Here is a 14846-nt window from a genome sequence, read left to right on the forward strand (position 1 = left end):
ACACCACTGACTCCATGACTACGCGAGCACCGGGGCAGGATCAAGGGGCCCGAAAGGCGTTGTCCCGCGAAATCACGCGTTCGTGCCCCTTAGCGACAGACAGGGGTTCGGAAGGGCCTCCGAACAGAAGTCGGAACAGTCACAAAAAAGTCACTGGAGTGAGCTGCGCAACAGTCCGGAAAAGCGGAACCCGCCGTTGACGCATTGCTGTCTTTCTCCCTACTGTGCCGATATGGGAAATCCGAGTACGGGCGAGAACCCGGAGGACGACGGTGCGCGTCGGATCCTGCTGGCCGGTCCGCGGTCCTTCTGCGCGGGAGTCGAACGGGCCATCGAGATCGTCGAGCGGGCCCTGAGGTCGCACACGTCCCCCGTCTACGTCCGCAAGCAGATCGTGCACAACGCCTACGTCGTCGAGGACCTCGCCAACAAGGGCGCGGTCTTCGTCGAGGAGCTGGAAGAGGTGCCCGACGGTGCCACGGTGGTGTTCTCCGCGCACGGGGTCTCCCCCGCGGTGCGCGAGGAGGCGAACAACCGCGGCCTCGACGTCATCGACGGCACCTGCCCCCTGGTCACCAAGGTCCACGCCAAGGCCCGCCGCTTCGCCGCCCGCGGCGACACGGTCGTGCTCATCGGGCACGCCGGGCACGAGGAGGTGGAGGGCACCCTCGGCGAGGCGCCGGACTCGATCGTCCTGGTCGACACGCTGGACGACGTCCGGAACCTCGACCTGCCGGACCCGGAACGAGTCTCCTACCTCACCCAGACCACGCTCGCGGTCGACGAGACCGCCGCCGCCGTGGACGCGCTGCGGCAGAAGTTCCCGATGCTGCACGAGCAGTCGTCGGACGACATCTGCTACGCCACCACCAACCGGCAGAACGCGCTCAACGCGATCATCGAGGAAGCCGACCTCGTGCTGGTCGTCGGCTCGACGAACTCGTCCAACTCGGTCCGCCTGGTGGAGCTTTCCCGCCGCCAGGGCACCCCGGCGCACCTCATCGACCGCGCGGCCGACATCCGGCCGGAGTGGTTGGAGGGCGTGCGCACGGTGGGGCTGACGGCGGGCGCGTCCGCACCTCCCGCACTGGTCACCGAGGTCGTGGAAGCTTTCGCCGCGCTCGGCCCGGTGTCGGTCGAGGAACGGGAGATCACCCGCGAGACGACCCACTTCGGCCTTCCGGTCGTGCGAGGGGCCGCCGCGGCCAAGTCCGCCAACGCCGGGTCCACCGGAGAGGGTGCGAGGACATGACCCTGTTGAACAGCGTCACCGGTCCGGATCGGCTCAAGGAGCTGAGCCCGGACCAGCTCACCCCGCTGGCGACCGAGATCAGGGAGTTCCTGGTCGACCGGGTCTGCCGCGCGGGCGGCCACCTCGGACCGAACCTCGGCGTGGTCGAGCTGACCATCGCGCTGCACCGGGTGTTCGACTCGCCGACCGACCGCATCGTGTTCGACACGGGCCACCAGGCCTACGTGCACAAGATGCTCACCGGCAGGCAGGACGCCTTCGACTCGCTGCGCGCGGCGGGCGGCATGTCCGGCTACCCGTCCCGCCAGGAGTCGCCGCACGACCACGTGGAGAGTTCGCACGCGTCCACGTCGCTGGCCTACGTCGACGGCCTGGCCAAGGCCCAGCGGATCCTCGGCGAGGACCACCGCCGGGTGGTCGCGGTGATCGGCGACGGCGCGCTGACCGGCGGTGTGGCCTGGGAGGCCCTGAACAACATCGGCGGCGGCGGCCGTCCGGTCGTGGTCGTCCTCAACGACAACGGCCGCTCCTACGACCCCACCGTCGGCGGTTTCGCCGAACACCTCTCCGCGCTGCGCGACGGCGGGCGGTCCGGGCCGAACCTGTTCGAGCACATCGGCTTCTCCTACCTCGGCCCGGTGGACGGCCACGACGTCGACGCCGTCGAACAGGCGTACCGGGAGGCCGTGCGGCTCGACCGCCCGGTGGTGGTGCACTGCGTCACCGAGAAGGGCCGCGGGTACGCCTACGCCGTGACCGACGAGGCCGACCGCATGCACGGCATCGGCGTCATCGACCCGGTGACCGGCAAGGCCGCCGGCGGCGGTTCGCCCACGTGGACCGCGTCGTTCGGCGCGGAGCTGACGGCGATCGGCGCCGAGCACCCCGAGGTGGTCGCCCTGACCGCCGCGATGCTGCGCCCGGTCGGGCTGCACCAGTTCGCCACCGCGTTCCCCGAGCGCGTCTTCGACGTGGGTATCGCCGAGCAGCAGGCCGTCACCAGCGCGGCCGGGCTCGCGATGGGCGGGCTGCACCCGGTGGTCTGCCTGTACGCCACGTTCCTGAACCGCGCGGTGGACCAGATCCTGATGGACGTGGCCCTGCACCGCCTGCCGGTGACCTTCGTGCTGGACCGCGCGGGCGTCACCGGGCCGGACGGCGCCAGCCACCACGGCATGTGGGACCTCGCCCTGCTCGGCGCGGTGCCGGGAATGCGCGTCGCCTCGCCTCGCGACACGACCCAGCTCGCCGCGCTGCTCCGCGAGGCCGTGGCCACGAACGACGGCCCGACCGCGCTGCGGTTCCCGAAGGCGAGCGCCGGTCCGGAGATCCCCGCGATCCACCGGATGGACGGCCTGGACATCCTCTACCGGGGCAAGTCCCAGCCGCTCGACATCATGATCGTGTCCACCGGCGTGTTCGCCGCCCCGGCGATCCGGGCCGCGGAGCTGTTGTCCAGCAACGGCATCGGCGCCATGGTCGTCGACCCGCGCTGGCTGCTGCCGGTGAACCAGACCCTGGTGCACCTGGCGTCGCGGCACCGCCTGGTCATCACCGTGGAGGACGGCGTGCGCACCGGCGGCGTCGGCGCGGCGCTCGCCCAGGCATGCACCGACGCGCGGGTCACCACGCCCGTGCACAACCTGGGCCTGCCCAAGGAGTTCCTCGACCACGGCGACCGGTCCGCGATCCTCGCGGAGCACGGTCTCACCGCGGAATCCATCGCCGGAACCGCGTTGACGCTGTTCGGCACCGTCGCGGCGCAGCACCAAGCCAGCTTGGAAAGGGCACGACGATGAGCCAGGTCGCACTCGGTCTTCCCGCGATGCCGCCACCGGTACTCGCACCGCGCCGCAGGACGCGGCAGCTCCAGGTCGGCACGGTCGGCGTGGGCAGCGACAGCCAGGTCGCCGTGCAGTCCATGTGCACGACCCTGACCTCGGACGTCAACGCGACGTTGCAGCAGATCGCGGAGTTGACCGCGGCGGGCTGCGACATCGTGCGGGTGGCGTGCCCGTCGCAGGACGACGCGGACGCGTTGAAGGCGATCGCGACCAAGTCGCAGATCCCGGTGATCGCGGACATCCACTTCCAGCCGAAGTACGTGTTCGCGGCCATCGAGGCCGGTTGTGCGGCCGTCCGGGTGAATCCGGGCAACATCCGCAAGTTCGACGACCAGGTGAAGGAGATCGCGGCCGCAGCGAAGGACCACGGGACGCCGATCCGCATCGGCGTGAACGCCGGGTCGCTGGACCCGCGGTTGATGGAGAAGTACGGCAAGGCGACACCGGAGGCGCTGGTGGAGTCGGCGCTGTGGGAGGCGTCGTTGTTCGCCGAGCACGACTTCCACGACATCAAGATCTCGGTCAAGCACAACGACCCGGTCGTGATGGTGCGCGCTTACGAACTCCTGGCCGAGCAGTGCGACTACCCGTTGCACCTGGGCGTGACCGAGGCCGGGCCCGCGTTCCAGGGGACGATCAAGTCCGCCGTGGCGTTCGGGGCACTGCTGCGGCAGGGGATCGGCGACACGATCCGGGTGTCGCTGTCGGCACCTCCGGTCGAGGAGATCAAGGTCGGCATCCAGATCCTCCAGACGCTGAACCTGCGGCCGCGGAAGCTGGAGATCGTGTCCTGCCCGTCGTGCGGACGGGCGCAGGTCGACGTGTACACGCTCGCGGAGCAGGTCACGGCCGGGCTCGAGGGCATGGAGGTGCCGCTCCGGGTCGCCGTCATGGGGTGTGTGGTGAACGGGCCCGGTGAGGCTCGGGAGGCGGACCTCGGGGTGGCCTCGGGCAACGGCAAGGGGCAGATCTTCGTGAAGGGCGAGGTGATCAAGACGGTGCCCGAGCACATGATCGTGGAGACGTTGATCGAGGAGGCCATGAAGTTGGCGGAGAGCATGGAGCCCGTCGAGGGGATGGCGCCCGCCGTCTCGGTCAGCTGACCCGCACGGCACCGCCCGAACGAGGAGCAGGACGAGCTCGGACGTCGGCCACCGGTGGACCCGGTGGCCGGTGGGCTGTCAGGACCTCGACGTCATCGCGGTGTGCAGGTCGCGTCTGCCCGCGATGCCGAGTTTGCGGTAGATGGAGGACAGGTGGAACTCGACGGTTCGCCTGGTGAGGCCCATCTTCCCGGCGATCTCGTCGTTGCGGTAGCCGGCGCGGGCGAGTTCGGCGACCCTGGCCTCCTGGTTGGTCAGCACCTCTTCCGGGGTGCCGTCGGCCAGGGTGCGCAGGGCGTTGGCGCAGTGGCCCGCCCAGTAGGCGTTGCCGCATTCCTCGGCCACCGCGGTCGCCCGTTTCAACGCGCGCCTGGCCCGGCTGAGGTCGCCGCGGCTGTTGAGCAGTTGCGCCAGGTCGTAGAGGGCGCGGACCAGTTCGCTGCGGGCGCGGGCGAAGTCGAGCAGGTCGACGGACTCGGTCACGAGGGCGACGCCGCGGTCGCCGTGCTCGGCGAGCGCCACCACGTAGAGCGCCCAGCCCAGCGCGCGGGGCGCCTCCCAGGTGCGGGCGGACTCCAGTTCGGCGCGGGCGAGTTCGACGGCGAGGTCCTGGGAGCGCAGCGCGAGCGCGCCCAGAGCGGCCCGTGACCGCCATGCCAGCACCGCGCCGTTCGTGAAGCCCGCGTTCGCCAGTTCCCGTCCGCAGAGCAGGTGGTCCTTGACGCCGCGCAGGACGCCGCCCTCGGCCATGCGGAGTCGGCCACGGGCCGCGAGCAGCAGTGCCCGACCCGCTTCCCCGCCCGGCAGGGCGTCCTCGTAGCCCCGGCGCACCAGCAGCTCCCCCGCCGCCCTGACGTCGCCGAGTTCGGCCAGCGCCTCGGTGAGCCAGGCCGTGGCGGCGGGCTCCAGCGCGGGGTCCACGCCGTCGGCGAGCCGGGTCTCCAGCACCTCGCGGGCGCCCGCGGCGTCACCGGACAGGAAGCTGATCCGGCCCCGGACCAGGGCGCGCACCTGCTCGCCCACCTCGCCGAGCGGCAGGGTGGCCAGTCGTTCGCACCCGGCGTCCGCGGCCGGGAGGTCGTCCGCCTCGATCAGGGTCACCATCGCGTGCCACGCGCAGCCGGGATCGGCGCCGCAGTCCGGGTCGGCCAGCGCCGCCCGCGCGTACCGCACGGCGGCCGCCCGGTCGACGCCGCGGCCCAGCGCGTCCACCGCGAGAGCGGCCGCGCAGCCCGGTCCGTGGGCACGGGGCGGGCCGGGGGTGCCGAAGACCGCGTCCGGGACCGGATCCCGCCCGTCCCGGACCACCGGGAGCACCGCCGAGCCCGGCCGCTGCCCGTCGATGCCGAGGGTCTCGGCCACCAGGTCGCCGACGGGCGTGCGGCGGACCGGTCTGCGGCCGGGCACGGGGAGCAGGTAGGAGGGTGCGAACACGCCCGGCAGGACGTCGGCGCCGGATCGCTGGACGTCGTCCCGCGAAGCCCGGCCGTGCGGTGGAGTCATGTGCCACTACTCGCGGTTCCGTGTAGTCGTTCCCGAGCACTGCGCCACCGGGGGTGGTCGCCACTCGACCACGGATGAAGCCGCTCCAGTCCGGCGACATCCATGATCGTGATCCGGCGTCCGACGTGTCAAGATCGGACGTATGCCCCGTGAAGTCCGATCTCTTCCCGATATTCCGCCCGCGGAACCGGCCCCGCGGCCCGGCGGACCGGCCGTCGCGGCTTCGGCACTGGTCAGGTCGTCGAGTCATCCGATGTGCGTCGGCCGCGCGCGGCCCACGAGTGCCGCGCGGCGGTGGGCAAGCCCACTTCGTGGCGAGAACATGCCCGGTTCCCGCCCGCTGGTCCGCACCACTTCCCCAGCTCGGCGACACCGGGAGCACGGGCTCGCGGCACGCGGGGCGGCGCGGCTGTTGATCGGGCACGCCGTGACGTCCGAAGGGGCCCGCTCGGTCCGCGGCCGTTTCCAAGGTCCACAACTTCGGGGTTGACTCGTCACGTCGGCCCGGCAACGGTCCGGTCCGGCACTCGTCGGTCCATTGTGGACCAGTGCGGCGGCGGGGAGCGGGACGGGGTGGAAGGGGGAGGACCGGTGACCACCCGGTGGCCCCTTCCCCGGCGCAGGAGGGTCGACAGGCGGGCGTTCCGCCGAGGTCCGACCACCGGAACGAGGAAGACCACAGCTCAGCCGCGGGCGTGGCCGGGAGGAACCGCCAGGTGTACGGCAGACTTCGAGTCGATGTGCTCGGCCCGCTCCGGGCATGGCTCGGCGACACCGAAATCGCACTCGGCACCGCGCGGCAGCGGGCCGCGTTCGCCGTGCTCGTCGGCAACGCCGCGGAGGAGGTCTCCTACCGCGAGTTGGCGGACGCCGTCTGGGGCGCGGGGGCGCCCGCCACCGCGCAGGGGAACCTGCACACCTACGTGTCGGGGCTGCGCCGCGCCCTCGGGCCCGCGCGCGGCCTGCTGGTCACCACCCCGCGCGGCTACCGGCTGCACCTCGACGGGGCCGACGTCGACAGCCTGTCCTTCGAACGCTGCCGCGCCGAGGCGACCAGGCGCCTCCAGATCGGCGACCTGGAAGGCGCGGTCGACTCGCTCACGCTGGGCCTCGGCCTGTGGAAGGGCGAGGCGTACTCCGCCGTCCCCGGCCCGTTCGCGGAGCTGGAGGGCCAGCGCCTCGGCGAGTCGCGGATCGCGGCGGTGGAGCAGCGCGCGCGGATCCTCATCGAGGCGGGGCACCAGAACGAGGTCGTCGCCGACGCCGCCAACCTGGTCCGCGAACGACCGCTGAGGGAATCGGCCAGGGAGCTGCTGGTCCTCGCCCTGCACCGGTGCGGCAGGCACGCCGAGGCGCTCGCGGCGGTCGAGGACGCCCGGCTCACGCTGGCCAGGGAGCTCGGGGTGTCCCCCGGCCCCGCGCTGGCCGAGCTGCACGCCCGGATCCGCGCGGACGCGAGTCCACAGTCCGGCGGGCCGTCCGCGGCCGCGCCCCGACGGGCGCCGGGCCCGGTGGTGCCCGCGTCCGTCCAGGAGACCCTGGCCAAGCCGCCCCTGGACCTCGTGGGCCGCGAGGACGCCGTCGACCGGCTGCGCGCGCTGGCCGCCGGCCTGGTCGCCGGGACCGGCGGCGCGGTCTGGATCGAGGGCGACGCGGGCACCGGCAAATCCGCGCTGCTGACCGCCGGTCTGGCGGACGCGGAAGCCGCGGGCTGCACCCTGGGGTGGGCGCACGCCGACGAGCTGCTCGCGCGGTTCGACCTCCAGGTGCTCATGAACTGCTTCGACATCGACCTGGCGCCCGGCGGCAGGCACGCGCCGGGGCTCGACGAGGACAACGTCGACGACCGCGTGGCCGACCTGGTCCTGCGGACCTGCGCCAAGGCCCCGTTCGTGCTGGTGGTCGACGACCTGCACCGGGCCGACGGCGCCACGGTCCGGATGTGGCACCGACTGGTCAGGGCCACCCGCGACCTGCCGCTGCTGCTGGTCGCGACCTCGCGCCCGCACGGCACCCGTCCTGATCTCCACGCGCTCCGGGACGCCGTGCGCCACGCCGACGGCCACGTCGTCGACCTCGCCCCGCTCACGCCCGCCGAGGCCGAGCACCTCGTCCGCGAGACGGCGGGCGGCTGCGCCGCGTGGACCGCCGTGCGGCTCGCCACGCAGGCCGCGGGCAACCCGTTGCGGCTGCTGGAACTCGGCCGCGCGCTGCGCAGGCGCAGGGTCCTGTCCACCAGGCCGGGCGGCGCCGCACCGGCCGACACCGGACCTCCCCAGCGGGGCACGGCGTCCGCGGCGCAGCGGACGCTGCTGTCGGTCTCCACGGCGTCGATGCGCGTGGTGCGGGCGGCGGCGGTGCTCGGGGCGGAGTTCTCGGAGTCGGACCTGGTGGTGGTCACGGACCTGCCCGCCGCCGCGGTCAGGGAGGCGCTCGACGAGGCCATCGCCGCGCAGGTGGTGGTCGAGGAGCGGGGGGCGCTCGCGTTCCGCACCACCCCGCTGTGGCGGGCCGCCTACGAGCGGATCCCCGCCCCCATCAGGACGCCGCTGCGGCGGCAGTTCACCGAGATGCTGGCGGAGGCGACGGGCCCGATGGGGGCGGAGCGGCCGGGGCGTCCGGAGTAACCGGCGCCCGCCAGGTGGCCGCACCTCGGGAATCCGCTTTCCGCACCCACCACCCGTTCGCTGCGGGAAACCGCTTTCCCTGGATCGTTCCGGGCCACTCGGCGGAAGGCGTTCGTCCCTGAGGGCGGAGAAATCCGTCCGAACGGGCAGACCCACGTGCACGCGTGGTGCCGATCCCGCCCGTCTGGCTATGTTGCACAAGCCCGCTGTCCCCGACACGACCGCCTGGCGGCTGTCATTCCCGGATGGGCGACCGTGACGGCACGGCCGGGATGTGAACGCGCAATCGTCGTCCTCCGCGGATCGCCGGTGACGCACTCCGATCCTCGTGCTGCGGAGGTGTGCGTGACTTCGGTGGACCTGTCGCTCGAGGTGGCCCTCCTCGGTGAACCGGCGGCCTGGCACGACGGCAGGCGGATCCACCTCGGCGGCGGCTTGAAGCGGGCCGTGTTCGCCGCGCTGGCGCTGCGGGCCAACCACTCCGTCTCCCGCACCGAGCTGATCGACGCCGTGTGGGGGCCCGAGGCGCCCGCGAGCGCCGCGGGCGGTCTGTACACCTACATCTCCGCGCTCAGGCGCGCGTTGGGGCCCACGACCGCCCTCACGACCTCCTACGCCGGGTACCAGCTGGAGCTGCGCCAGGACGCGCTGGACGTGCACCGGCTCGACCACCTGCGCGAACAGGCGCGCGTGCTGAACGAGGCGGGCGACACCGACCGCGAACTCGCCGTCCTGGGCGAGGCGCTGGCGCTGTGGAACGGCGAGGCGCTCTCCGGGGTGCCGGGGCCGTTGGCGGAGGCCACCCGGTTGCGGTTGAAGGAGATCCGCCTCTCGGTGCTGGAACGCAGGGCCGAACTCCTGGTCGCGACCGACCGGCACGACGAGGTGATCGACGAGCTGGTCGACCTGGTGCGCGCGAACCCGGCGCGCGAAGGGCTGCACGGACTGCTGATGACCTCGATGTTCCGGGCGGGCAGGCAGACCGACGCGCTGGAGGCCTACCGGCGGGCGCGGGACGTGCTGGTGGACCGCTTCGGCACCGAACCCGGTCACGCGCTGCGCTCGCTGCACCAGCGCATCCTCGCGGGGGACACGACGGTCGGCCGGACGTCCGACCTCGCGGGGTCGCGGCAGGCGCTCCGGATCGCCGCCCGCACCCGCGCGTCCACGCCGTTCGTGGGGCGCGCCGAACCGGTCGCCAGGCTGAGGTCTGCGGTCGCGGACGTGCTGGCGGGCCGCGGCGGGTGCGTCTGGGTCGAGGGCGCGCCGGGCAGCGGCAAGAGCGCGCTGCTGGCCGAGGCGCTCGCGGGCACGACGTCGGCGAGCTGCACGGTGAGCTGGACGGGCGCCGACGAGTTCACCCAGGACATCCCCTTCTACACCGTCGAGCGCTGCCTTGGCGACATCGGCGCCGCCCTCCCCCACGTGCCCCCGGTGCACCTGAGCCTCGGCCCCGACACCCCGGTGTCCTCCGTGCTCGACCACGTGCGCCAGGTGGTCGGGTCGCACGTGGGGCAGCCGCTGGTCATGGTGCTCGACGACCTCCAGTGGGCCGACGTGGAAAGCCTGTCGGTCTGGCACTACCTGCGCGGGCTGAGCCAGCACCGCCCGCTGCTGATGGTGTCGGCGTGCCGACCGCTCCCCGGCAGGCACGACCTCGACCTGATGCGCGAGCTGGCGGACGGGTTCCGGTCGACGACCGTCCCGCTGCCGCCCATGACCGACCACGAGGCGCGGGACCTCCTGGAACGGGTGCAGCCCCTGGCCCGCACGTCGGCGCGCACCATCGTCGCGCTCGCGGGCGGCAACCCCGCCTACCTGCTGGCCATGGCGGCCGCCGTCGAGCACCACGGCCAGGTGCGGAAGTGGAAAGCGGTTCCCCACCCGGTGGCCGCGGTCGTGCTGGACCACTTCGGCCACCTGACGGTGGAGGCGCGGGAGGTGCTGCGCGCCATGGCCCTGCTCGGCGACTCCTGCTCGGTCGAGGAGATCATGGCGACGACCGGGGCTCGGGCGGACGACCTCGTCGACGTCCTCGCCGAAGCCCTGGAGGTGGGCGCGCTGGTGGAGTCCGACGACGAGGTCAGGTTCGCGCACCCGTTGCTGCGGAGGGTCCTCTACGAGAGCGTTCCGGTGTCGCTGCGCCTCGCGGTGCACCAGCAGTGCCCTTGAGGCGACGCCGTTCCCGACCCGGCGTCCTCCCGCGGCGGTGATCGGGAGGAGAACACGTAGAGAGTTCTTGGAGTGGGTAATCGCACACTTGTCCCAACAGCTTACGAGGAGCTTAGGAGGAGGCCACGTGAACTTGGTGAGAGTGCTTGTGCAGGCAGGAGATCCGCTGACGCGCTCGGCAATCAGCGGCCACCTCGATTCCCGACCCAACATCGAGGTCGTCGCGACCGACCGGCACACCCAGGTGGACGTCGTCGTGGTCGTCGCGGACCGGATGACGGTGAAGGTGGCCTCCTCCCTCCGCAAGGTGAAGGCTTCCCTCGGCGCGCCGGTGGCGCTGATCGCAGGCGAGATCAGCCGCGCCGACCTGTTCACCGCCGTCGAGTGCAACGTCGTCGCGGTGCTCCCACGGGCCTCCGCGACCAAGGAGCGCATCGAGGAAGCGGTGCTGACGGCCGCGTCCGGCGGGGGCGTGCTGCCCTCGAACATGCTCGGTGAGCTACTCAAGCAGGTCGAGCGGATGCAGCGCGAAGTCCTGTCCCCGCACGGTCTGCACACCTCCGGCCTGACCCCGCGGGAGATCGACGTCCTGCGGCTGATGTCGGACGGCCTGGACACCGCGGAGATCGCGGTCAAGCTCAGCTTCTCGGAACGGGCGGTGAAGCGGGTCATCTTCGGGGTGACCAGCCGCCTCAAGCTCCGCAACCGCCCCCACGCGGTGGCCTACGCGTTGCGGATGGGCGTGATCTGACCCTGCCGGACACCGCGCGCCCGACGGGCGCGCGGTGGTGGACGACCGGACAGGCCGAAGCCCGTCGGGCACCCACCCCGATCGGCAGCGCGGCGGAACACCGGAACCCCTGCGGCGCGGGGGCTCCGACGGGATCCGCCCGATAGTCCTGAGCGGTCAGTCCGCCAAGGTCATCGTCAGCGCGAGGTCGAGCCTGCCCGAGATGCCGAGCTTGCGGTAGACGCTCGACAGGTGCAGCTCCACCATCCTGGGGGTCACCATCTGCTTCTCGGCGATCTGCTTGTTGCTGTACCCCGCCCTGGCGAGCTTCGCGGCCGCCAGTTCCTGCCGGGTCAGCGGGAGCGCGTCGGAGACGCCGAGCCTGCGCACCGCGGTCTCCAGCCTCTTGGCCCAGAAGGCGTTCCCGCCGCGCTCCGCGACCGCGCGGGCGCTCTCCAGCACCGATCGCGCCTCGTCCAGCTCGCCGCGCTCGCCGAGCAGCACCGCGAGGTCGTGCCCGGCCCGGTAGAGCTCGGGGCAGGACAGCCCGTCCAGCAGCGCCACGGCCTCCTTGAGGAGGTCGACGCTGCGGGGGTCCCGGCGGGCCACGGCGAGGACGTGCAGCGCGACCGCCTGCCTGCGCGGCGCGCCCCAGGTCGTCGCGTGCGCCACGTCCTCGTTGGCCAGGGCGAACGCGAGGTCGCGGCGTTCGATCGCCGCGGCGCACAGGGCCGCGCCGGTGCGCCAGGCGATGACGGCGGAGTTCTCCACGGAGCGCGCGTCCAGTTCGCGGCCGCAGGCGAGGAAGTCGTCGAGCCCGCGCTCGAAGTTCCCACCGCTCAGGTGCAGGCCCCCGCGCGCGGCCAGCAGTTCGGCGCGGTCGGGCGCGTGCTCCATGGAGCCGGTGAAGCCGTTGCCCTCCAGCAGGTCGTTGGCCGCGGCGATCTCGCCCCGGTCGGCGAGCAGGGACACCGCCCAGGCCACCGCGATGCCGGTGAGCCGTCCGAGTCCACCAGAGGACAGCTGCACGAGCAAGAGGTCGATCGCCTCCTCGGTGCGGCCGGACATCGCGTGGATCCGAGCCCTGAGCAGGCCAACGGTGTCGCGGCAGCCCGCGGTCCCCGGCCACTCGGCCGACTCCTCCGCCCGGCCGCACGCGGCCTCCGCGCGCTCCAGTTCGTCGCTGAACGTCAGCACCATGACCGCGGTCCAGAAGCAGACCGCGTCGCGCCGCGCGGGGGACTCCAGCACCGCCATGGCCGATTCGACGGCGACGGCCCGGTCGACACCCCGGTTCGCCAGCAGCAGGGCCTTCAGCGCCAGTTCCCGGCCTTCCAGGGGGTCGTCGTCGACCCGGTGCGCCCCGGCGCCGTGCGCCAGCGCATCACCGCCCGGCACGTAGACCAGGCCCGCGAAGTCACCGACCCCCTCGGCGAGGCGGTCCGCCTCCTGCCAGCGGCCGCGGGCGATCAGCCCGGCCCGGCGCCGCACCGCCGCGGAACCGGCGGACGGGCCGTCGGAGCGCTCCTCCACCATCTCCCCCTCACCACCTGTGCCGGTCGCGGCACGTGCTCACCGGCGGTACCGGGGCACCGATCCCGACGACTGCACCAGTCGATCACCGGCGTCGTCGTGTGTCGAGGGGTGCGTCTCGATCGGGCGGGACCAGTACGTGGACAGCGCCGTGGTCGCGTCGACGTCGGCGTCGTGCAGCGCGGCGCGCCTCAGCGCGGCCGGGACGGACTCGTAGAGGACCCGTCGGACGATCGGGTGGCGGAACCTGAGCCGCGAGCCCCCGAGGTCGACCAGCACTCCCCCGGCGAGCGCCTCGTCGACGAAGTTCAGCAGGTCGTGGGCGCGCTTGCCGCTCGCCTTCAGCAGTTCGCCGACCGTGTGCGAGACGCCGAGCAGCGACGCCCGGCGGAGCATCTCCCCCGTGCACTCGGACAGGCAGTCCAGGTGCTCGCGGACGACCTCGACCACCGGGGCCGGCGCGACCGACCAGTTCGGGACGGGCAGGTCGGCCGCGGCCCGCGCGATCGCGTGGACGAACGCCGGGTTGCCCGCCGACATCGTTGTCACCGCGTGGTCGGCCGGTCGATCCGCCGAGTACGAACCCCGGAGCAGTTCGTCCGCCTCGGTGTCGGACAGCTCACCGAGGTCGAACACGTCGCAGCCGGACTCCGCCACGAGCATCCTCAACAGGTCCAGGTTGCGCCTGCGCGGCAGCGGACGGCAGGTGGTGACGAGCAGCAGCGGGTGGCGCTTGGTCATGGTGTGCAGGTGCCGCCACACGAGCAGGGACTCGTCGTCGGCCCAGTGCAGGTCGTCGACCACCAGGACCACCGGCCTGCCGCCCGCGGCGTCCAGCAGCGACCGCACCCGCGCGATCACGCCGCCGAGGCGGAGTCGGGTGTCCGCGCGAGCCTCCGCGTCCTCGGCGGCGAGGTCGGGGGGCTGCTGACCGACGTGCTCGCGGTAAGCGCTGTCCAGGTGGCCGACGCACTCGTCCAGCACGCCGAGCCGGATCCGCTGGGACAGCTCGTCCGCGACGGCCCAGCCGACGACGCAGTCCCCGCCGACCACGTCCGCGAGCCCTTCCCCGAGCAGGGCGGTCTTCCCGGTCCCCGGAGCGCCGTTGATCCAGAGCGAGCCGCCGCGACCCGCCATGGCGCCCGCCACCGCGGACCGGATCCGGTCGAGTTCAGCGGTCCGCCCGACGAAGGCGGACGGGCGCGCGTTCTCGACGCGGAGGCGGACGGTTCCGGCCAGGTCGTGGTCGGCGAGCACGGCGGCGCCGTCGGGCGACGGAGCCTTCGTCGCGCCACCGGCCAGGACCTCCTGCCGCAGCGCGCGCAGGGCCGCGCCCGGTTCGGTGCCGAAGCGCTCCACGAGCATGTCCCTGGCCTCGCGGTACACCTCCAGCGCCTCCAGCGGCCTGCCCGACCGGCTCAGGGCCAGCATCAGCGAGTGGTGGATGTCCTCGCGCACGGGGTAGAGCGCGGTCAGCTCCCGCAGTTCGCCGACGACCTCGTCGTGGTGCCCGAGATCGATCATCAGGCAGGCGCGGCGGGCGCTCAGCGCGAGCTTCACCTCGTCGAGGCGTCCGCGCCAGGAGAGGGCGAGCGGGCCGGGCACGGAGCTGAGCGCCTCGCCCTTCCACATCGCGAGCGCGCTGTCCACTGAGGACAGTTCGCCCGCGAGGTCGCCCGCGGCGCGGGAAACGCGTGCGCTGTCCCGGTAGCGCTGCAGGAGCGCGAAGTCGAGGTCGTCCGAGGCGATCGCGAGCCGGTAGCCGGAGTAGCCGCTCTCCAGCACCTCCGCCGTGCCCCGGCCCTCACCTCCGCCGCCCAGGATCCGCCGGAGGGCGGAGATGTAGGTGTAGATCCGGTTGCTCGCACCGGATGGGCGCGTCTCGCCCCACAGGTCGGTGATCAGTTCGGTGCGGGAGACGACCCTGTTGGCGCGCAGGGCGAGCGCGACGAACGCGGCGGCCTGCAGGCCGTTGCCGAGCTTCAGCGGGGAATCACCGAGCCAGGCGCGCGGCTCGCCGAGCAGTGAGACCTTCAACTCCGCGGTCGGAACCATACGCACTCCCCGTATGCACTCTGAGGC

General features: G+C 72.9%; 9 protein-coding genes. 6 read left to right on the forward strand and 3 right to left on the reverse strand.

Annotated features, from left to right (window positions below; genetic code table 11):
- The first annotated feature begins 232 nt into the window (after positions 1–232).
- Genes RM788_RS03145 through ispG form a run of 3 tightly spaced genes read left to right on the forward strand, consistent with a single transcriptional unit; the run spans position 233 to position 4199 of the window.
- Positions 233–1252 (forward strand): 4-hydroxy-3-methylbut-2-enyl diphosphate reductase, encoded by a 1020-nt coding sequence (locus RM788_RS03145; protein ID WP_315929958.1) that lies wholly within the window; start codon positions 233–235, stop codon positions 1250–1252.
- Complete coding sequence (locus RM788_RS03150; protein ID WP_315929959.1) at positions 1249–3051, forward strand: 1-deoxy-D-xylulose-5-phosphate synthase; 1803 nt, start codon at positions 1249–1251, stop codon at positions 3049–3051. Before RM788_RS03145 ends, RM788_RS03150 begins: the two co-directional genes overlap by 4 nt.
- Positions 3048–4199, forward strand: a complete 1152-nt coding sequence (gene ispG / locus RM788_RS03155) for a flavodoxin-dependent (E)-4-hydroxy-3-methylbut-2-enyl-diphosphate synthase (protein ID WP_315929960.1) — start codon at positions 3048–3050, stop codon at positions 4197–4199. The genes RM788_RS03150 and ispG overlap by 4 nt, the downstream gene beginning before the upstream one ends.
- 78 nt (positions 4200–4277) lie before the next feature.
- Here ispG and RM788_RS03160 read toward each other — a convergent pair whose 3' ends face one another.
- The gene (locus RM788_RS03160) at positions 4278–5702 is read right to left on the reverse strand and encodes a LuxR C-terminal-related transcriptional regulator (RefSeq protein ID WP_315929961.1); all 1425 of its coding nucleotides are present in this window, start codon (positions 5700–5702) and stop codon (positions 4278–4280) included.
- Positions 5703–6418: 716 nt separating this feature from the next.
- Here RM788_RS03160 and RM788_RS03165 point away from each other — a divergent pair.
- From RM788_RS03165 to RM788_RS03175, 3 genes are all read left to right on the forward strand, one after another.
- The gene (locus tag RM788_RS03165; protein ID WP_315929962.1) at positions 6419–8329 is read left to right on the forward strand and encodes an ATP-binding protein; all 1911 of its coding nucleotides are present in this window, start codon (positions 6419–6421) and stop codon (positions 8327–8329) included.
- A gap of 345 nt (positions 8330–8674) precedes the next feature.
- On the forward strand, positions 8675–10501 hold the full coding sequence (locus RM788_RS03170; RefSeq protein ID WP_315929963.1) for an ATP-binding protein: 1827 nt from the start codon (positions 8675–8677) through the stop codon (positions 10499–10501).
- A gap of 127 nt (positions 10502–10628) precedes the next feature.
- The gene (locus RM788_RS03175; protein ID WP_315929964.1) at positions 10629–11252 is read left to right on the forward strand and encodes a helix-turn-helix transcriptional regulator; all 624 of its coding nucleotides are present in this window, start codon (positions 10629–10631) and stop codon (positions 11250–11252) included.
- 156 nt (positions 11253–11408) lie between these two features.
- On the opposite strand, the gene RM788_RS03180 is transcribed toward RM788_RS03175, so the two are convergent.
- A complete protein-coding gene (locus RM788_RS03180; RefSeq protein WP_315929965.1) occupies positions 11409–12767 on the reverse strand; it encodes a LuxR C-terminal-related transcriptional regulator in 1359 nt (452 codons plus the stop codon).
- 36 nt (positions 12768–12803) lie between these two features.
- Entirely contained in the window at positions 12804–14819 is a 2016-nt protein-coding gene (locus RM788_RS03185; RefSeq protein WP_315929966.1) for an ATP-binding protein, read from the reverse strand.
- Positions 14820–14846: the final 27 nt, after the last annotated feature.

Origin of the sequence: Umezawaea sp. Da 62-37 (assembly GCF_032460545.1) — a bacterium.
In the GTDB taxonomy this organism is placed as follows: Bacteria; Actinomycetota; Actinomycetes; order Mycobacteriales; family Pseudonocardiaceae; genus Umezawaea.

What these genes read in the sequence shown, in the direction of transcription:
- RM788_RS03145 (WP_315929958.1), top strand. Translation starts at nt 233, where the DNA reads ATGGGAAATCCGAGTACGGGCGAGAACCCGGAGGACGACGGTGCGCGT.
- RM788_RS03185 (WP_315929966.1), bottom strand. Translation starts at nt 14,819, where the DNA reads ATGGTTCCGACCGCGGAGTTGAAGGTCTCACTGCTCGGCGAGCCGCGC.
- RM788_RS03150 (WP_315929959.1), top strand. Translation starts at nt 1,249, where the DNA reads ATGACCCTGTTGAACAGCGTCACCGGTCCGGATCGGCTCAAGGAGCTG.
- ispG (WP_315929960.1), top strand. Translation starts at nt 3,048, where the DNA reads ATGAGCCAGGTCGCACTCGGTCTTCCCGCGATGCCGCCACCGGTACTC.
- RM788_RS03180 (WP_315929965.1), bottom strand. Translation starts at nt 12,767, where the DNA reads ATGGTGGAGGAGCGCTCCGACGGCCCGTCCGCCGGTTCCGCGGCGGTG.
- RM788_RS03160 (WP_315929961.1), bottom strand. Translation starts at nt 5,702, where the DNA reads ATGACTCCACCGCACGGCCGGGCTTCGCGGGACGACGTCCAGCGATCC.